The following is an 18504-nucleotide window of genomic DNA, read 5'->3' on the forward strand; positions in this document are numbered from 1 at the left end:
TTAACAACGCTAATGCAAATGGTAATAATTTGCAATATCATCAACGGCGATTTACCGGTGTTTTTATGGCGATAGCAACCAAGGACGTTCAATAAAAATGTTTAAAAATAATAAGATAATGCAGCTCTGGCTGCTGAGTCTGGCGACGACCAGCGTCGCGGCTCAGGCAGAAACGAAAGAAGAAACGATTACGGTGACGCAGGGCGTGAGTGAAGAGCCCACTGCGCCCGTAAAAGGCATTGTGGCGACGAAAACGCTCTCCGCCACCAAGACCAGCGCGGAGATTGTGAAGACGCCGCAGTCGGTATCGGTGATCACCCGCGATCAAATGAACATGCAGGACGTCACATCCGTTTCGCAGGCGCTGCGCTACTCGGCGGGCGTGTTTACCGAATACCGGGGCTCGTCTAACCGTAACGACGAGGTGTTTGTGCGCGGCTTTAGCTACGTGCCAAAATTCCTCGACGGCTTAAGCTTTGGCGCAACGGCCTCATCACAGACGGGCACAGTTGACCCGTGGCTGCTGGAGCGCGTGGAGCTGGTGCGCGGCCCGGCGTCGGTCCTGTTTGGTCAGGTGAATCCTGGCGGGTTAATCAGCATGACCAGCAAGCGCCCGACGGCGGAGGCCATTCACAACGTGCAGTTCCGCACCGGCAATAACGATCTCGCCGAAGGTGCGTTTGATTTCGGCGGCAGGCTGAGCGACGACGGCCGCGTACTGTATCGCGTGAACGGTATCGCCCGTACGCAGCATAATCAGGTGGACGATTATAAAGAGACGCGGATGGCGATCGCCCCGGCGATCACCTGGTACCCGAACGATCAGACCCGCTTTACGCTGCTGACCAGCTACCAGAAAGATCCGGATGCCGGATACCGCAACTTCCTGCCCGCGTATGGCACGGTGAAAAGCGTCGACGGGAAGTACATCCCGCGCGACTTTAACGTCAGCGATCCGAATTACAATCAGTCCTGGCGCGAGCAGACGATGATTGGCTACGAGCTGGAACACCAGTTCGCCGACAACCTCACCTTCCGCCAGAACGCCCGTTACGCCACCATCAAGCAGAAATACCGTTATCTGGTTTACGCCAACAGCGCGGCCAACAGCACGGTGTTGACCCGTCGCGCCCAGCGTGAAGAGCGCACGACCAATGAATTTGGCCTCGATAACCAGCTGGAATATCTGCTGGAGACCGGGAGCGTCAGCCATACCCTGCTCGGCGGGTTTGATTACAAGACCAGCAAGGATAAACAGCTGCTGGCGCGCGGGAGCGGCTCACAGTATGACCTCGACTGGACAACCCCGGTTTACGGCGTGAACGTGGATGAAAGCACCTTCAAAACGGCCTCCGACGAGCAGCAAAATCTCGACCAGATGGGGCTGTATCTTCAGGATCAGATGAGCTGGAACAACTGGGAGTGGCTGGTTTCCGGGCGCTACGACTGGAGCGAAGTGCGTACCAACGACTTCACCGATAATAGCTTTACGCAGCAGAACGACAGCAAATTTACCTGGCGCACTGGCCTGCTGTACGCGTTCGATTTTGGCCTCTCGCCGTACATCAGCTACAGCACGTCGTTTGAGCCGAACCTGCAAACCAACCGTGCGCCGGGCGTCGCGCCATTCAGGCCAACTACCGGTGAGCAGACCGAGATTGGCCTGAAATATCAGCCGGTCGACACCACGCTGATGACTCTCGCGCTGTACGATTTAACTCAGGACAACGTAGCGACCTATAACAGCGCTGAAGGCTGGTTCGAAAATGCGGGCAAGGTGCGTTCGAAAGGCGCTGAAGCGGAAATCCACGCCACGCTGATGGATAACATCAACCTGATTGGCTCCTACACTTATACCGATGCAAAAACCGAAAGCACCACGGTGGCGGGAACAGAAGGCAAAACGCCTGCGCGCATTCCAGCGCATATGGCATCGGCGTTCGCCAGCTATACCGTTCCGGGCGGCGTGCTGAAGAGCCTGACCGCTGGCGTGGGGATGCGCTACATCGGCACCAGCTACGGCGATGCGAAGAACACCTTTAAGGTGCCATCGGTGGATCTGTATGACGCGATGCTGCGCTATGATCTGGGCGAGATGAACCGCAGCCTGAAAGGGGCAAGCGTGCAGTTCAACGTCAATAACGTGGCGGACACGAAGTATGTGGCGTCATGCGCAAGCGATACGGCGTGCTTCTACGGGATTGGCCGGACGGTGACGGCGACGGTGAATTATCGGTGGTAAGGGATTTGTAGGCCCGGTAAGCGCAGCGCCACCGGGCAATTACGGGCACCGAGCCCACAAAAAAGCCGGGTGGCGGCTACGCCTTACCCGGCCTTGATGTCGTAAATTTCAATGTGTCTGACGGTGATTCTCTTTGCGGTACGCCCCGGGCGGCTGGTTGAAGGTGCGGGTAAAGATGCGGGTAAACGTCTGCTGCGAGTCAAACCCGTAGCGCAGGCAGATATCGTACACGCGCTCGTCTGACTCACGCAGATCGCGCGCCGCCATCAGCAGCTTGCGTTCGCGGATGTAGCGCCCCAGACTTTCGCCTTTGTACTGCATAAACAGCCGCTGTAAATGCCATTTTGAGTAACCCGCATGGCGGGCAATCTCTTCGATGCGTAACGGCTGGTGTAGGTTGTCATCGATCCATTCGACAATCGTATCAATGACCTGAGCGGAAATCGTCATACTGCTCTCCCCCTCTGCTTCTCGCTTAAACATTATTCCCACCACTCGCGAAATTGTTGCGTGGTATCACTCACCCGCACGGGCTCGCCCAGCTCCGGTGTCAGCAGCCGGTAGTTTTTATCCTTGCTGGCTTTCGCCAGTTGGATCAGTGGATCGTTCCAGGTATGTTTCGCCAGCACAAAACGCCCGTTATGTCCCGGTACGACCGCTCTGGCATTGAGATCTGCCGAGGCCTGCGCCGTTTCCGCCGGATGCATATGGATGTACTTCCAGTCCTGGTCGTACTGGCCGTTTTCCATAATGGCTAAGTCAACTCCGCCAAACTGCTCGCCAATCGCTTTGAAGTGCGGGCCATAACCGGAGTCTCCGCTGTAGTAGACCTTCTGCTCCGGAGAGACAAACATAAAGCTGCCCCACAGGGTCTGGTTACGCTTAATGCCGCGCCCGGAAAAATGGCGCGCCGGCAGAACATGTACCGTCAGCGCATCGCTGATACGTACCGACTGGTTCCAGTCCCGCTCGTCGATAATCTCAGGGCTCATCCCCCAGTAGCGCAGATGCGAACCCACGCCCAGCGGGGTGACCACGCGCTTAACCTTCGGCAGCAGCGCCTTGATGGTGGCGTAATCCAGATGATCATAGTGATCGTGGGAGATAATCAGCAGGTCGATCTCCGGCATGCTCTCCGCACGCCACGGGTACTCCCCCGCAAAGGCTTTATTGAGGAAGGAGAACGGTGCGGCGTAGTTACTCAGAACCGGATCGATCAGGATTCGTTGCCCCGCCAGCTGCATATACCAGGAGGAGTGGCCGAGCCACACCAGCGTGTCCTGTTCAGGCGACAGGCTCGCCAGATCGGTTTTCACCAGCGGCAGCGGCTGCGCAGGACGGGCGTTTTCGGTTTTACGGGTAAGGAACTGCCACCACGCCACCAGCATATTTTGTTGCCCGGTAAAGCCCGGCGTAGGGAGCGTGTTATGGAATTGCCCGTCGCGATAGTGCGGAGAGGCCTCCACTTCAGAGAGCTGCGCACCCTGCGGTGGCTGGCCAAATCCGGCATTCAGTACAAACGGTAAACTGGCAGCTGAAGCAATAATCATGACTAACACCACGCAGATGAATAGAGGCTTTTTCATTATCCTGACCCGCCAACGCGCCCTGTCCGATAGTTTGCGCGGGTTGAACTTGATTATGAGTGAATAAGCACTCATTATAGATAGGATGATTACGCCGTCAAGAAGGTTTTCGATCTTTGACATTCCGCGTTGCAGCGTGGCAAAGCACGTGTTTCAATCAGGGTTTTTACAATTGACGGGAGGAAAAATTTAGTGGCACGTCCGAAGAGTGAAGATAAAAAACAGGCCTTACTGGAAGCAGCAACGGCTGCGTTTGCGCAGTCAGGTATTGCCGCCTCAACGGCGTTAATTGCCCGTAATGCGGGCGTCGCTGAAGGGACACTGTTTCGCTACTTTGCTACCAAAGACGATCTGCTGAATGCCCTCTATCTGCATCTGAAGCAGGATCTTTGCCAGACCATGCTGGCAAACCTCGATCGCACCATCACCCAGCCAAAAGAGCATACCCGTAATATCTGGAATAGCTATGTGGACTGGGGCATTCGTAACCCCCTGGCGCATGCGGCTATCCGCCAGATTGGCGTCAGTGAAAAGCTGAACATTGAAACCGAGCAGGCGGTGAAAGACATGTTCCCGGAAATACACGAACTGTGTCACCGCTCGGTGCGCCCGGTGTTTATGTCTGACGAGTTTAAGACCTTCGGTGATGCAATATTCTTATCGCTGGCTGAAACCACCATGGAGTTTGCCGCGCGTGATCCGTCCCGTGCCGTCGATTTTAAAGCGCTGGGCTTTGAAGCCATGTGGCGCGGGCTTGCTGAGGAAGAGAGCCATGGACAGTAAAGCCTTGCAGGAACATGCCAGACGCGTCGCGCTGGAGATGCCTTTTACCGAACATTGCTGGCCGTTTGGCCCGGAATATGACGTGTTTAAGGTGGGCGGGAAAATTTTTATGCTGATGGCGACCGCTCACGGTCGGGCCCACGTCAGCCTGAAATCCGATCCGGAAAAATCACTGCTCAATCAGCAGATCTACCGTGGCGTTGAGCCTGGCTACCATCTGAATAAAAAACACTGGATCTCCCTTTATGGCACGGACGACATCACGCCTGAACTGGTCACCGACCTGATTACGGATTCGTGGAATCTGGTCGTTGATAAACTGCCGAAAAAAGATCAGAAGTGGATTCGGCCAGCCTGATTGTTCGTCTGAGACGAACAGAATAAGCGCTCGAATCGCACTTATCTTTTCCCGCTTCGCGCGGTAATCTGCTTTCCTTTCACGCCCGCCCGCGGGCGAATTTCATCACCAGGAGTTGTTATGGATATTATTTCTGTCGCCCTGAAACGCCACTCTACCAAGGCGTTCGACCCAGCCAAAAAACTGACCGCAGAAGAAGCGGAAAAAATCAAAAAGCTGCTGCAATACAGCCCGTCCAGCACCAACTCCCAGCCGTGGCACTTTATTGTTGCCAGCACTGAAGAGGGTAAAGCGCGCGTGGCAAAATCCGCGGCGGGCACCTATGTGTTTAACGAACGCAAAATGCTGGATGCCTCTCACGTGGTGGTGTTCTGCGCGAAAACCGCGATGGACGATGCCTGGCTTGAGCGCGTCGTCGATCAGGAAGAGGCTGACGGCCGTTTCGCCACGCCAGAAGCAAAAGCCGCGAACCACAAAGGCCGCTGCTATTTTGCCGACATGCACCGCGTGGATCTGAAAGATGACGACCAGTGGATGGCGAAGCAGGTTTACCTGAACGTCGGCAACTTCCTGCTGGGCGTGGCCGCGATGGGCCTGGACGCAGTGCCGATTGAAGGCTTCGATGCCGCAATCCTCGACGAAGAGTTCGGCCTGAAAGAGAAAGGCTTCACCAGCCTGGTGGTGGTGCCGGTTGGGCATCACAGCGTTGAGGATTTCAATGCCACGCTGCCGAAGTCTCGCCTGCCGCTGAGCACGATTGTGACTGAATGCTAATGAAAATGGGCCGCTGCATGCGGCCCGTTACGCTTTACTGATGACAAGCCTGCGATGCGGATGGACCTCACGATCGTTTCCCAAGGCAAAAGCAATCCAGCGCTCTTCCAGCTCAGCGTAGGAATTTACAGGCGTTAACGTCCACTCTTCTCCCACCGTACCGTCCGCCACGCTAATGCGATAGTTCATGGTAAACGCCCAGTCGATCATGCGCAGCCAGAACCGTTGCCCGTCTCCCGTTTGTTCGCTGTCAGAGACAACGATGTCGTATTCGCTTAGCACCCACTGAAAAAAGAGTTGTGGCAACCCGCTTATCACGCGTTGATGAACGGCACGTGGCGTACGCCACACCATCACCTGCGTGGCGGCACCGTGGGGAAAGGTAATTTCTTTATGAAATTTAAGCTTTACGGCATACGCCGTATAAGGTTTGCCGTCATCGGTGGTCACGAGACGATATTCATCACCATAACGCGATTTCAGGAGCCGGTATCCCACAGGCAGCAGAAACCCCGGCAGATGAAATTCCGCCGTACCTCGTGCCAGGAACGCTTCGGTGTGTTCGACGTTTCGGGAGATAAGGCCGAGTTTTTGGCTGAAGTCTGCGGAATCAATCATCAGTGGCGACATTTGTTGTTTCTCATGGCGTGAGTATAGTCGACTTAATCCCTCATCGAAATGATGTCGATTCAGTCGGTTGATTTAAGTTAAACGCCACCTTATACCTGTCTCATCCGCTTAGCAGAGCCAGCTCTTATTCCCTGAAAGCCCCTCGCAAAAAACTTATTTCCCCTGCGCCTCCAGCCACGCCATCGCCCTCTCCCCCGCCTCGTCCACCGGTAAATAGACCAGCAGCCGCGATCGGTTTCGCGGGGCGGAGTACCAGTACATCTGCTGGAGATGAAAATCCCCCAGCTCGGGATGGGTGAACAGCTTGAGCTGGTTCTCCACGCCGCGCACGTCGTTACGCTGGTGCCACAGGGTTTTGAACTCCTCGGACACCGCAAAAAAACGCGCCAGCTTCGCTTCCCAGAGCGGGTCGCCACGGTGCTCAGCCATTGCCGCGCGGAAGTAGGAGACGAAAATCGGCAGCACGTCGTCACGTTTGCCGAGCCGCGCGCGCCACGCCGGATGGGTGAGGAACAGGTAAATACAGTTGCGATCTTCCGGCGGGATAGCGTTGAAATCGACGCCCATCAGGTGTCCGAAGCTGTCGTTCCACGCCACGATATCGAAATTCGGTTTCTGAATACTGGCAGGCTTCGGCATCAGGGTATCCAGCAGGCGACGCGTGCCTTCGCTGATCCCCTCACAGCACACCGCCTGCGGGGCTTCGCCCGGCGGCAAACCGGCAAGCACAAAAAGATGCCGGGCTTCGGTCGGGGTGCATTGCAGCGCTTTTGCAATGGCGGCCATCACCGCGCTGGACGGATTGACGTCCCGGCCCTGTTCCAGCCAGGTGTACCAGGTCACACCGACATCCGCGAGCATCGCTACCTCCTCCCGGCGCAGGCCCGGCGTGCGGCGGCGGCCGCTGCGCGGTAAGCCGAGCCGCTGCGGATCGAGGCTTTCGCGCCGGGCACGCAAAAACGCGCCCAGCTGCTTGCGGGTGTCATCCTGGAGAGAGGTGACAGGTTCAGACATCAGCGCCATAACATCTCCTGCATGGTAGTGCCAGTACCAGTATAAGTAAGAACTGGTACCCGTTTATCAGATGGTTGATGCTACGACTCTACGCTGTTTGACGCAATGGAGTCACCATGAATACGTCAGTTGTTTCACCGGGTCGTGCGGGCCTGATATTGCTATTAACCGGCCAGATGCTGCCGCTGATTGATACCTCGATCACCAACGTGGCGCTGGATTCCATCACCCATTCGTTACACGCCACCGCCACCGAACTGGAGCTGATCGTCGCCCTCTACGGCGTGGCCTTTGCCGTCTGCCTGGCCCCCGGCAGCAAGCTGGGCGATAACCTTGGCCGCCGTCGCTTGTTTATGTGGGGCGTGGCGAGTTTTGGCCTGGCCTCGCTGCTGTGCGGCATGGCGGGCAATATCGAACAGTTGCTTGCCGCGCGCATTATTCAGGGCGCGGGCGCCGCGCTGATCATGCCGCAAATTCTCGCGACGTTGCACGTGACGTTAAAAGGAACGGCACACGCCAAAGCGATCAGTCTGTTCGGCGGTATCGGCGGTATTGCGTTTATCGTCGGCCAGATGGGTGGCGGCTGGCTGGTGTCGGCGGACATCGCCGGGCTTGGCTGGCGTAACGCCTTCTTTATCAACGTGCCGATTTGTCTGGTGGTGCTGGCGTTGAGCCGTCGCTACGTACCGGAAACCCGCCGCGACACGCCGTCGCGCATTGACTGGACCGGTACTGTCCTGCTGACGGCGATACTGTGCTGTCTGCTTTTCCCGATGGCGCTCGGCCCGCAGTGGCACTGGTCGTGGCCGCTGAAGGCCGCGCTGCTGGCGATTGTGCCGCTGGTCTATTTGATGGTGTTAAACGCGCGTAAGAAAGAGCGAGAAGATGCCCACCCGCTCATCGCGCCGCGCCTGTTGCAGCTGCGCAGCATCCGCTTTGGCGTGCTGATCGGGATACTCTTTTTCAGCGTCTGGTCCGGGTTTATGTTCTGTATGGCGCTGACCATGCAAAGCGGTCTGGGGATGGCGCCGTGGCAGTCCGGGAACAGCTTTATCGCGCTCGGCGTCACCTATTTTATTTCCGCCTGGTTCGCCCCACGCCTGATTGCCCGCTACAGCACCAGCGCCATCCTGCTGACCGGGCTTGCGATTCAGCTTGTCGGCCTGGTGGCGCTGATCGCCACGTTCCGTCACTGGGGAATGCAGAATACCGCGCTGACGTTGGCCCCGGCCACCGGGCTGGTGGGTTACGGGCAGGCGCTGATTGTAAACAGCTTCTACCGTATCGGGATGCGCGATATCCAGCCTGACGACGCGGGGTCCGCGAGCGCGATTTTAAGCACGCTGCAACAGGCTGCGCTGGGGCTTGGCCCGGCCATTTTCGGCGCGATTTTGCTGCACGGGCTGCAAAATCATCACGGAGATTACACCCAGGCAGTCAACGTCTTCCTGATGGTGGAAACGGCCATGATGGGGGTGCTGGCAGTGGCCACGCTGCGTATGCGCCATCGTCTGTGTTTGCCGGTCGTCAAGGCCTGTCCGGCGACAAAATAAAACTGCCTGAATTTGCATAATAGATCCGCAGCCGCCATTATGGGGCTGCATCAATACAGGAGACGTTATGCAGGAATTAATTGCTCAGGTTGAAGAGTTAGGGATTGAAATTAATCACACCACCTCTTTAGTGATTATCTTTGGTATTATTTTTCTTACAGCCATTATCGTTCATTTTATTCTGCACAAAGTGGTGCTGCGCGCCTTCGAAAAACGCGCGCAGGCCAGCAGCCATTTATGGTTGCAGATCATTACGCAGAACAAGTTATTTCACCGTCTGGCGTTTACCCTCCAGGGGATAATCGTCAACGTTCAGGCGGTTCTGTGGCTGCAAAAAGGCAGCGAAGCGGCGGAAATGCTCACCACCTGCGCAAAATTGTGGGTGATGGTCTATGCCCTGCTCTCCTTCTTCTCGCTGCTGGATGTGATTTTTAATCTGTCGCAGAAAATGGCTACCGCATCACAGCTGCCGCTGAAGGGGATATTTCAGGGCATCAAGCTGGTGAGCGCCATTCTGGTGGGAATATTAATTATCTCCCTTCTGATCGGTCAGTCACCCGCCATTCTGATAAGCGGCCTGGGTGCGATGGCTGCCGTTCTGATGCTGGTCTTTAAAGACCCAATACTGGGCTTAGTGGCCGGTATTCAGCTCTCCGCCAACGACATGCTGAAGCTCGGGGACTGGCTGGAGATGCCGAAATACGGGGCCAACGGCACGGTGACCGACATCGGCCTGACCACCGTTAAAGTGCGCAACTTCGATAACACCATCACCACCATCCCGACCTGGGCGCTGGTGTCCGACGCGTTCATCAACTGGAGCGGCATGTCAGCCTCCGGTGGTCGCCGCATCAAGCGTAGCCTGAATATCGATACCACCAGCATTCATTTCCTCGATGAGCAGGAGCAGCAGAAACTGATTCAGGCGAAACTACTGAAGCCGTATCTGGCCGCGCGTCACGAGGAAATTAACCTGTGGAATCAGCAGAACGGCGAAGGGGAATCGGTATTAAACCTGCGCAAGATGACCAATATCGGCACCTTCCGTGCCTATCTGAATGAATATCTGCGTAACCACCCGCGTATTCGTAAAGATATGACGCTGATGGTGCGCCAGCTCGCGCCCGATGCCAACGGGCTGCCGATTGAAATATATGCCTTTACCAACACGGTGATTTGGGCAGAATACGAAGATATTCAGGCCGACATCTTCGATCATATTTTCGCGGTGGTGGATGAATTTGGCCTGCGTATTCACCAGTCGCCAACCGGAAACGATATTCGCTCGCTGGCTGGCTTCATCGCCAGATAATCAGGTGCTGGCGCGGGAAATAAAGCGCCAGTCCATCATGACCCTTTCCGTGGGCGCATCCGGGTTGTCGATCTTATTTAACAGCAGATTGACCGCCTTGCGCCCGATATCCCGCGACGGTTGTTCAATGGTGGTGAGAGAAATCATCTCCGCCAGCTCGGTGCCGTCAAAACCCACCACCGCGATATCTTCTGGCACCCGCAGCCCTGCCTGCTGAATGGCGCGCAGCGCCCCCGCCGCCAGTGTATCAGAAACGGCAAACACCGCATCCGGCGGGTTTGCTTTTAACAGATTTTGCATCGCCGCCATGCCCGCACTGGAGCTGAGCTCACTGGCGTACTCCACCGCCTGATAGTCCAGATCCCGCAGGTGTATGACGCTCTTATAGCCGCGTTCGCGCAAACGGGCATATTTGTAGCTGAGGTCGTGGTTGATGAGCGCAATGCGTTTGCGGCCCCCGTCGGCAAGCTGGCTGACAACGTGCTGGGAGGCATCAACATCGTTAATCCCCACGCAGGAGACCGCGCCCGCATCGGCGTATTCAGCGCACTGTACCCACGGCGCGTTGCCAATCAGCGCGGCCAGTTCCGGCAGCTTCGAGAACGCATCCATGGTGATAATGCCGTCGACGATTTTGCCGGAGAGCAGGCTTAAGCCCGAGCGGGAGCGCTCAATATCCGAGCCGGAGTTGCACAGCAGAATGCGGTAGCCGTTCTTTTCTGCCTCGGCTTCAATGCCCTTCACCACTTCGGCGCAGAACGGGTTGGCGATGTTCGAGACCATCACCAGGATCATATAGCTGCGGGCGGTGCGCAGCTGACGCGCCAGCAGATTGGGCTGGTAGTTACTCTCCTGGATCGCCTGCAAAACGCGCTCGCGGTTTTTCGCCTTCACGGTATCGCTGTTATTCAGTACGCGAGAGACCGTTGCCACGGATACCCCGGCCAGTTGAGCGATTTTCTGAATTGACATAGCGACGATACATCCTGCGGTTAGCGTTTTGTGCAGGCTACCATAAATTGGTTGCCCGGCGAACCGGGCAATGCGTCAGTATTCCACACGCACCCAGCGCTGCTGCTGATGGCTTTTCACAATCGCATCAAGGATATACATCACACTGGCGCCATCGTGGAAGGTGGCAAACTGCGGATTATCCGGCATCGCTCCCGCCTGCACGGCACGGTAAAATTGCGCCATCATATTTTTAAAGGCATCCGGCCAGCCTTCAATGTGTCCGCCGGGGAAATGGGCGCTGTCGGCCACATCACGGTTCATCAAACCCGGATCGTCGCTGAGCGTCTGGTTTGCCCGGGTGCGATGGCCGATCCACAGCTGCTGCGGGGTTTCCTGATCCCACGCCACCGACTGCTCGCTGCCGTTAATTTCAAAGGTCAGGCGGTTTTTTCGCCCCGCGCTCACCTGCGAGACGCTAAAGCTGCCCTTGCTGCCGTCGTCAAAACGCAACAGCACCGAGCCGAAGTCTTCGGTGGTGACCAGTTTATCTTCATAGTGAGCATGTTCGTCGTGCGTAAACGTCTGATTGCCCGCCACGTTAGCCTTGCGCGTCGGCCAGACGATGGATAAATCAGCCATCACCTCAGTAATGCGCCTGCCGGTGACATACTGCACCGTATCGCACCAGTGGGAGCCGATATCCGCCACCGCCCGCGATGCGCCGCCGAGCGCGGCATCCACCCGCCAGTTGTAGTCGGTTTCCAGCAGCATCCAGTCCTGTAAATAGCTGCCGTGCGAGGCAAACAGCCGCCCGAGGGTGCCCGCGCGCATCATGCTCGCCGCCTGGCGCACCATCGCAAACTGACGATAGACAAAGCTCACGCCATGCACCACGCCAGCCTGCTCTGCCAGCGCCACCAGCTCGCGCGCCTCGTCCGGCGTCATGCACAGCGGCTTTTCGGAAAACACGTGCTTGCCCGCGCGCAGGATCTGGCGGTTAATCTCCGCGTGCAGGTGGTTCGGCGTGCAGTTGTGCACCGCATGCAGATTGGAGTGCGCGAGCAGTTCTTCCACGCTGGCGTAAGCATGCGGCACATTTAGCTGGCGCGCCTTTTCCTGCGCCTTAACGAGCGAACCGTCGCAGAGCGCGACCACCTGCACAAACCCGAGACGCCTGAGCGCCTCGATGTGTGCCGGGCCAATAAACCCGCTGCCGATAATCCCGACGTTAATCATGGCTCCCCCCTGCGGCGAAATCATCAAACGCCCGTCCGGAAACGGGAATAATGTGGCGGCGGATAAATTCGCTGCCTTCACTCGCGCCAGTGTCGCCATCCTTCAGGCAGCACTCCCACTCCAGCACCGCCCAGCCGTCGTAGTCGTACTGGGTCAGCTTGCTGAAGATACCCTTAAAGTCGATCTGCCCGTCACCCAGCGAGCGAAAACGTCCGGCGCGGTTGATCCACGGCTGGTAGCCGCCGTAGACGCCGCTGCGCCCGCTGGGGCGGAACTCCGCGTCCTTGACATGGAACGCTTTAATGCGCGCATGGTAGAGATCAATAAAGGTCAGGTAATCCATTTGCTGAAGCAGCATGTGGCTCGGGTCGTAGAGAATGTTGCAGCGCGGATGGTTATCCACCAGCGCCAGAAAACGCTCGAAGGTTACGCCGTCGTGCAGATCTTCCCCCGGATGCAGTTCAAAGCAGACGTCCACGCCCTGCTCGTCGAAGGTATCCAGTATCGGCCGCCAGCGGGTTGCCAGCGCCTCGAACGCCTCCTGAAAACGCTGCTCGTTGTGCGGCGGCCACGGATAGAAAAACGGCCAGGCCAGCGAGCCGGAGAAGGTGGCGTGCGCTTTCAGGCCTAATCGGGCCGAGGCGACCGCCGCCTGCTTCAGTTTTTCCGTTGCCCACGTCTGACGCGCCGCATCGTTATCGCGCACGGATGCGGGTGCGAAGTGGTCAAACGCCTCGCTGTAAACCGGGTTCACCGCCACAAGCTGCCCTTCCAGATGGGTCGACAGCTCGCTGATGACCAGCCCGTGCGCGGCCAGCTTAGCGGTGATGTCGTCGCAGTAGGCCTGACTCTCTGCGGCTTTCTCCACATCAAAGATATGCGGATGGTTGCAGGGGATTTGCACCGCTCTGTAACCCTTCGACGCCGCCCATTCTGCCAGCCCGTCGAGCGTGTTGAAGGGCGCTTCCCCGCCAATAAACTGCGACAGAAAAATGCCCGGTCCTTTCATTGTCCTCATACCACCTCCAGAACATTACGCCTTGTCATCGTCATACTTAAACGTGAGAAGGAAAATCAGCGCGATCGCCGCGGCAGCCACCGCCGGGATCCACCAGAATGTAACCCACGCCTGCGGCACGGTCTGCCCTGCCACCAGGCGATTGTAAAGCGCCCCTGAAATCTGCGAGCCGAGCAGCATGCCGATGCCGTAGGTGAACATCACGATCATGCTCTGCGCCTGACCTTTGACCTTTTCGCCCGCCACGCGGTCGGTATAGATGAAGCCGACAACAAAGAAGAAATCGTAGCAGACGCCGTGCAGCAGAATGCCCAGATACAGCAGAATGCGCCCCTCCTCGCTGACGCCCAGCGCGAACATGGCATAACGCACGAACCACGCCAGCATGCCGATCAGCAGCATATATTTCACGCCCAGGCGGCGGAACAGCAGCGGAATCACCAGCATGAAGACGATCTCAGACATCTGCCCGAAGGACATGGCGGTGCTGACGTCGGCAATGCCGGCATCCGCCAGATACGAGGCGGTGTAGGCGTAATAGGTGCCGAGCGGGACGGAGATCAGCATTGCGCAGACGGAGAAGACGAAGAAGTGGCGGGTTTTAAGCAGCGCGAAGGCATCCGCGCAGAAGAGATCGCGCACCTTCACAGGCAGGCCTTTCGCCGGTGCTGGCGTGTGCGGCAGCGTCAGGCTATAGAGCGCCAGCAGCACGGAGCTGACCGCCGCTACTTGGAAGATGGTCACGCTGGACGCCACGCCGGTGACGCCGATAAAAATGCCCGCCACGATCCAGCCGATGGTGCCAAACACACGCACCACCGGGAAGGTTTTATCCACGTTTGCCAGGCTGTGGAACGCGATGTTGTTGGTGAGCGCCAGCGTTGGCATGTAGCAGAGCGTGTAGCCAAACAGAAGGCCAATCAGCAGCGCGCCGTTCTCAGCAATCAGCGCCCCCGGCACGAACCAGAGGATCGCCGCGCCCGCGAGGTGCATCACCGCCATCACCTTCTGTGAAGCGAAGAAGCGGTCCACCAGCATCCCGAGCACGAACGGCGAAAGAATGGAGGCGATGGGCCCGGCTGAGAACGCATCGCCAATCAGCAGTGACATGTTGTGCCGGGTCATCACCAGGCCAAGCGTGACCGACCAGCTACCCCAGATAAAAAATTGCAGAAACATCATCAGCGACAGACGCGGCACCAGCAGCCGGTGCTGCGTTATCGCCTTTTCACTACTCTCAGTTGACACCATGATAAGCCTCACCCGGAAAAAGTAATCGATTACAAATTAGTCCAAATGGAAAGTAATCGATTACAAAAAAAAGATCCTGTGGATCGAAACAGAATTGGGAGAGGGGTCACGATAATGGTGAAGCGGAGGTGCCGGGTGGCGGCTTCGCCTTACCCGGCCTACTAAATAACGTCCCCGAACATGTAGGCCCGGTAAGCGCAGCGCCACCGGGCGTGAAGGCAGGCAGTGTGGTGCGGTCTGGTGCCCTCACCCCAGCCCTCTCCCACAGGGAGAGGGGGCAAACACTAAAAACGGCAACCAGGTTGCCGTTTTGCTTTTACCTTCGAGAGAGTTTAAAGGCAACAAACAGGAACACCACCCACACCGGCAGCAGCATCGCTGACAGGCGCATCTCATCCATGGTGCACATCAGCACCAGAATCAGGCCGAGGAAGGCGATACAGATGTAGTTCCCCGCCGGATAGAGCAGCGCCTTGAACTGCGTCTCGCGCCCCTTGCGGCGCATCGCGGCGCGAAAGCGCAGGTGCGCCAGGCAGATCATGATCCAGTTCAGCAGCAGCGTGGCGACAACCAGCGCCATCAGCAGGCCAAACGCCTCTTTCGGCAGCAGATAGTTGATCAGCACCACCAGCGAGGTGATAGCGCCGGAAAGGAACAGCGAATTGATCGGCACGCCGCGACGGCTGACGCGGGTAAGGAACTTCGGCGCGTTGCCCTGTACGGAGAGGCCAAACAGCATGCGGCTGTTGGAGTAAACCCCGCTGTTGTACACCGACAAAGACGCCACCAGAATGACGAAGTTCAGCGCGGAAGCCACCACGTTGCTGTTCAGGTCATGGAAGATCATCACGAACGGGCTGCTGTCAGATTTTACCTCCACCCACGGATAGAGCGCCAGCAGCACCACCAGCGAGCCGATATAGAACAGCAGGATACGGTACACCACCTGGTTGACCGCTTTCGGAATGCTTTTGTGCGGATCGCGCGCTTCGGCAGCGGTGATGCCAATCAGCTCCAGACCGCCAAAGGAGAACATAATGACCGCCAGCGAGAGGATCAGCCCTTTCCAGCCAGTCGCCAGGAAGCCGCCGTGCTGCCACAGGTTGTCGATCGATGCACGCTCGCCGCCGTGGCCGGAGAACAGCAGCCACAGGCCAAAGCCGATCATGCCGATAATCGCCAGCACCTTGATCAGCGCAAACCAGAACTCGGTCTCGCCATACAGGCGCACGTTCACAAGGTTAACGGCGTTAATGATGATGAAGAAGGCCGCCGCCCAGATCCACGTCGGGACATCCGGCAGCCAGTACTGCATATAGATGCCTGCGGCGGTCAGCTCCGCCATGCCCACCAGCACAAACATCACCCAGTAGTTCCAGCCGGAGAGGAAGCCTGCGAACGGACCCCAGTATTTATAGGCAAAATGCGCGAAGGAGCCGGACACCGGCTCTTCAACAACCATCTCGCCGAGCTGGCGCATGATCAGGAAGGCGATAATCCCTGCGAGAGCGTAACCCAGCAGAACCGCCGGGCCAGCCATTTGAATGGCGGGGCCGATGCCGAGAAACAGCCCGGTACCGATCGCGCCGCCAAGGGCAATTAACTGAATATGTCGATTTTGCAAACCACGTTGCAGCGTCGGACTCTGATCCGACGAAGCTTCAGCGCTACCATGGCCTGAAGCGGATGACGCGTCTTTCACGCCCTACCCCTGTCTCTTTTTTAGAAGGGGCACGTTTTAACACTTCATGCTGGTGGTAGCAAGCTTAACGCCGGGCCAGTGCATGCGCCCGGCGGATAAACGTCACGACCCGATGATCCCGCCGTCTGCTTTGACGATCACCACCGTTGACGATCGCGGACGCCCGTTCGGACTCGCGTCTGGCCAGCTGGAAACAGCGCGAGGGTTGGCCGGGTCGGTAATATCATCCCCGCCCTCCCCCGGATGCTGAATGTTGATAAACAGCGTCCGGTTGTCTGGCGTAAATGCAATGCCGGTGATTTCGCACCCGCGCGGCCCGGTCAGGAATCGGCGATACTCGTTGGTGCCTGGAATGGTAGCCACCATCTGGTTATTGCCCATCCCCTCGTACGCTTTCTTATTGATGGTGCTGGAGGAGACATCGGTCTGGATCCACAGGACGCCCTGGTGGTCAAACGACAGGCCGTCCGGGCTGCCAAATTCCGCGCCCTGCATCGAGCCTTTGGCCTTCGGATCGTCGCCGTCGGTGCGCCCGGCCATGACCAGAATATCCCACTTAAAGCGTGAGGCGGCAGGATCGGCCCCCTCTTCGAGCCAGTGCATAATATGCCCGTACACGTTGTTGGCGCGCGGGTTAGCGGCGTCGACCGGTGCCTTGCCCTCTTTCCCGCGATCGCTGTTGTTGGTGAGCGTACAGTAGACGCTGCCGCTGGCGTGCGGATCGACGGCTATCCACTCGGGGCGATCCATCTTCGTTGCCCCCACCACGTCGGCCGCCTGACGGGTTTTAATCAGCAGATCGCCCTGGCTTGCAAAACCGTTGCTTTTATCCAGGCCATTTTGCCCGAAGACAAGCGGCAGCCAGTCGCCGCTGCCGTTTTCGTTGAACCTGGCGACGTACAGCGTGCCGGACGTCAGCAGCTGCATATTGGCTTCGCGGTTCGCGGGATCGTATTTTTTTTCCGAAACAAATTTATAGATGTACTCAAACTTTTGGTCGTCACCCATATAAACCACCACGCGATTATCGGCGGCGAGCGTGACGGCTGCCCCCTCATGCTTGAAGCGGCCCAGCGCGGTGTGCTTGCGCGGGGTGGAGGTCGGGTTGTAGGGATCGATTTCCACGACCCAGCCGAAACGGTTGGGTTCGTTAGGGGTTTTATCGACGCTGAACCGCTCATCCACCTCGTTCCAGCGGTATGATTCATCGCTGTCGCTAATGCCGTAGCGTTTTTCCAGCGGGTTGAGATCGGCTTTTTTCACAAATATGTCCGACCAGTTCTCCTCGCAGGTGAGATAGGTCCCCCACGGCGTGTGGCCGTTGGCGCAGTTCTGCATGGTGCCCAGAACGCGTTCCCCCTGCGGATCGGCGGCGGTTTTCATTAAGTCCTGATGCCGCGCCGGGCCGGTAAGCTGCATCGGCGTATTGACGGTAATACGGCGGGCGAACGAAGACGGACGCACCACCTCCCAGCCGCTGCCCGTTTTTTTCACTTCCACCACCGACACGCCCATCGCGTTCTGCCCCTTGCGGGCTTTGTCGAGGCTCCAGTTCGCCGTACCGTCCGTAAACAGCATTCCGTTGTCGATGTATTCATGGTTCATCGCCAGCAGGCCATGCTCCGGGCTTTGCCCCCCCTGCGGCAGGCTAAACCACGCCATGCCGTCGTGGTGCATGCCCGCCTGCACGGCCTGTTCGTCTGTGGTATTGCTGGCGTCCGGTTTAAACGCCGGCATGTTGTTTTTGATGCCTGTCGGATCGCCCCAGCGATAGAACGGGCGGGCAATATAACCTTCCGGCACCCTGACCGTATCTTCCGTGGAGACGTCGATGCTGGTAAAGCCCAGGGAAACCGCTTTTGCCAGCGCGGACGGTTTTGAGACCGCGGCGATCGCATTCTCGGGTGTGATCAGATACGGGAATGATACGGCTGCCCCCGCTACGGCCCCCATCTGGAGAAAACGGCGGCGGGAGAGGAACACCTCTGCCACCTCGGAGAATACCGGGTTAGCGCTGCGGTTACTGATATCGTCGCGATGTTCTTTTTTAAATACGGATTTGAGGGGTCTGCCCATAGCGGCTTCCTGTCA

General features: G+C 57.7%; 16 protein-coding genes. 6 read left to right on the forward strand and 10 right to left on the reverse strand.

Features of this window, described 5'->3' with window-relative positions; translation table 11 throughout:
• Positions 1-97: 97 nt before the first annotated feature.
• The gene (locus CKK19_RS00180) at positions 98-2242 is read left to right on the forward strand and encodes a TonB-dependent siderophore receptor (protein ID WP_023299510.1); all 2145 of its coding nucleotides are present in this window, start codon (positions 98-100) and stop codon (positions 2240-2242) included.
• A gap of 108 nt (positions 2243-2350) precedes the next feature.
• Here CKK19_RS00180 and CKK19_RS00185 read toward each other — a convergent pair whose 3' ends face one another.
• A complete protein-coding gene (locus CKK19_RS00185) occupies positions 2351-2692 on the reverse strand; it encodes a RamA family antibiotic efflux transcriptional regulator (RefSeq protein WP_032670430.1) in 342 nt (113 codons plus the stop codon).
• Between the two features lie 32 nt (positions 2693-2724).
• A complete protein-coding gene (locus tag CKK19_RS00190; RefSeq protein ID WP_063853734.1) occupies positions 2725-3828 on the reverse strand; it encodes a RomA family MBL fold metallo-hydrolase in 1104 nt (367 codons plus the stop codon).
• Between the two features lie 192 nt (positions 3829-4020).
• On the opposite strand from CKK19_RS00190, the gene CKK19_RS00195 reads away from it, so the two are divergent.
• From CKK19_RS00195 to nfsB, 3 genes are all read left to right on the forward strand, one after another.
• A complete protein-coding gene (locus CKK19_RS00195) occupies positions 4021-4611 on the forward strand; it encodes a TetR/AcrR family transcriptional regulator (protein ID WP_023299509.1) in 591 nt (196 codons plus the stop codon).
• Complete coding sequence (locus CKK19_RS00200; RefSeq protein WP_022647330.1) at positions 4601-4969, forward strand: MmcQ/YjbR family DNA-binding protein; 369 nt, start codon at positions 4601-4603, stop codon at positions 4967-4969. Before CKK19_RS00195 ends, CKK19_RS00200 begins: the two co-directional genes overlap by 11 nt.
• 120 nt (positions 4970-5089) lie before the next feature.
• Positions 5090-5743 carry an oxygen-insensitive NAD(P)H nitroreductase gene (gene nfsB, locus CKK19_RS00205; RefSeq protein ID WP_063853732.1) on the forward strand — a complete coding sequence of 218 codons (654 nt, stop codon included), beginning with the start codon at positions 5090-5092 and terminating at the stop codon, positions 5741-5743.
• A gap of 27 nt (positions 5744-5770) precedes the next feature.
• Here nfsB and CKK19_RS00210 read toward each other — a convergent pair whose 3' ends face one another.
• Positions 5771-6373 (reverse strand): hypothetical protein, encoded by a 603-nt coding sequence (locus CKK19_RS00210; protein ID WP_063853731.1) that lies wholly within the window; start codon positions 6371-6373, stop codon positions 5771-5773.
• A gap of 153 nt (positions 6374-6526) precedes the next feature.
• A complete protein-coding gene (locus CKK19_RS00215) occupies positions 6527-7396 on the reverse strand; it encodes a helix-turn-helix transcriptional regulator (RefSeq protein ID WP_063853730.1) in 870 nt (289 codons plus the stop codon).
• A gap of 107 nt (positions 7397-7503) precedes the next feature.
• Here CKK19_RS00215 and CKK19_RS00220 point away from each other — a divergent pair, with 107 nt between their 5' ends.
• Both CKK19_RS00220 and CKK19_RS00225 read left to right on the forward strand, forming a co-directional pair.
• Positions 7504-8940 (forward strand): MFS transporter, encoded by a 1437-nt coding sequence (locus CKK19_RS00220; protein WP_063853728.1) that lies wholly within the window; start codon positions 7504-7506, stop codon positions 8938-8940.
• A gap of 67 nt (positions 8941-9007) precedes the next feature.
• Positions 9008-10252 (forward strand): mechanosensitive ion channel family protein, encoded by a 1245-nt coding sequence (locus tag CKK19_RS00225; RefSeq protein ID WP_023299505.1) that lies wholly within the window; start codon positions 9008-9010, stop codon positions 10250-10252.
• Here the strand turns inward: CKK19_RS00225 and CKK19_RS00230 are convergent, their stop codons facing one another.
• The 6 genes from CKK19_RS00230 to CKK19_RS00255 all read right to left on the reverse strand — a co-directional run bounded on the left by CKK19_RS00230 (position 10253) and on the right by CKK19_RS00255 (position 18489).
• Positions 10253-11224, reverse strand: coding sequence for a LacI family DNA-binding transcriptional regulator (locus tag CKK19_RS00230; protein WP_023299504.1), 972 nt, complete (start codon positions 11222-11224; stop codon positions 10253-10255).
• 75 nt (positions 11225-11299) lie between these two features.
• Entirely contained in the window at positions 11300-12442 is a 1143-nt protein-coding gene (locus CKK19_RS00235; RefSeq protein ID WP_063853727.1) for a Gfo/Idh/MocA family protein, read from the reverse strand.
• Entirely contained in the window at positions 12435-13460 is a 1026-nt protein-coding gene (locus CKK19_RS00240) for a sugar phosphate isomerase/epimerase family protein (RefSeq protein WP_063146563.1), read from the reverse strand. Before CKK19_RS00240 ends, CKK19_RS00235 begins: the two co-directional genes overlap by 8 nt.
• Before the next feature lie 15 nt (positions 13461-13475).
• On the reverse strand, positions 13476-14711 hold the full coding sequence (locus CKK19_RS00245; RefSeq protein ID WP_023299501.1) for an MFS transporter: 1236 nt from the start codon (positions 14709-14711) through the stop codon (positions 13476-13478).
• Between the two features lie 316 nt (positions 14712-15027).
• Entirely contained in the window at positions 15028-16413 is a 1386-nt protein-coding gene (pheP, locus tag CKK19_RS00250; RefSeq protein WP_023305623.1) for a phenylalanine transporter, read from the reverse strand.
• A gap of 102 nt (positions 16414-16515) precedes the next feature.
• On the reverse strand, positions 16516-18489 hold the full coding sequence (locus tag CKK19_RS00255) for a PhoX family protein (RefSeq protein ID WP_063853726.1): 1974 nt from the start codon (positions 18487-18489) through the stop codon (positions 16516-16518).
• Positions 18490-18504: the final 15 nt, after the last annotated feature.

It is taken from the genome of Enterobacter sp. CCUG 70166 (assembly GCF_020224095.1).
Taxonomy (GTDB): domain Bacteria; phylum Pseudomonadota; class Gammaproteobacteria; order Enterobacterales; family Enterobacteriaceae; genus Enterobacter; species Enterobacter intestinihominis.

Bases quoted from the DNA above. Each gene is read 5' to 3' on its own strand.
- CKK19_RS00180 (WP_023299510.1), top strand. From the start codon at position 98: ATGTTTAAAAATAATAAGATAATGCAGCTCTGGCTGCTGAGTCTGGCG.
- CKK19_RS00185 (WP_032670430.1), bottom strand. From the start codon at position 2,692: ATGACGATTTCCGCTCAGGTCATTGATACGATTGTCGAATGGATCGAT.
- CKK19_RS00190 (WP_063853734.1), bottom strand. From the start codon at position 3,828: ATGAAAAAGCCTCTATTCATCTGCGTGGTGTTAGTCATGATTATTGCT.
- CKK19_RS00200 (WP_022647330.1), top strand. From the start codon at position 4,601: ATGGACAGTAAAGCCTTGCAGGAACATGCCAGACGCGTCGCGCTGGAG.
- nfsB (WP_063853732.1), top strand. From the start codon at position 5,090: ATGGATATTATTTCTGTCGCCCTGAAACGCCACTCTACCAAGGCGTTC.
- CKK19_RS00210 (WP_063853731.1), bottom strand. From the start codon at position 6,373: ATGTCGCCACTGATGATTGATTCCGCAGACTTCAGCCAAAAACTCGGC.
- CKK19_RS00215 (WP_063853730.1), bottom strand. From the start codon at position 7,396: ATGGCGCTGATGTCTGAACCTGTCACCTCTCTCCAGGATGACACCCGC.
- CKK19_RS00220 (WP_063853728.1), top strand. From the start codon at position 7,504: ATGAATACGTCAGTTGTTTCACCGGGTCGTGCGGGCCTGATATTGCTA.
- CKK19_RS00225 (WP_023299505.1), top strand. From the start codon at position 9,008: ATGCAGGAATTAATTGCTCAGGTTGAAGAGTTAGGGATTGAAATTAAT.
- CKK19_RS00230 (WP_023299504.1), bottom strand. From the start codon at position 11,224: ATGTCAATTCAGAAAATCGCTCAACTGGCCGGGGTATCCGTGGCAACG.
- CKK19_RS00235 (WP_063853727.1), bottom strand. From the start codon at position 12,442: ATGATTAACGTCGGGATTATCGGCAGCGGGTTTATTGGCCCGGCACAC.
- CKK19_RS00240 (WP_063146563.1), bottom strand. From the start codon at position 13,460: ATGAGGACAATGAAAGGACCGGGCATTTTTCTGTCGCAGTTTATTGGC.
- CKK19_RS00245 (WP_023299501.1), bottom strand. From the start codon at position 14,711: ATGGTGTCAACTGAGAGTAGTGAAAAGGCGATAACGCAGCACCGGCTG.
- CKK19_RS00255 (WP_063853726.1), bottom strand. From the start codon at position 18,489: ATGGGCAGACCCCTCAAATCCGTATTTAAAAAAGAACATCGCGACGAT.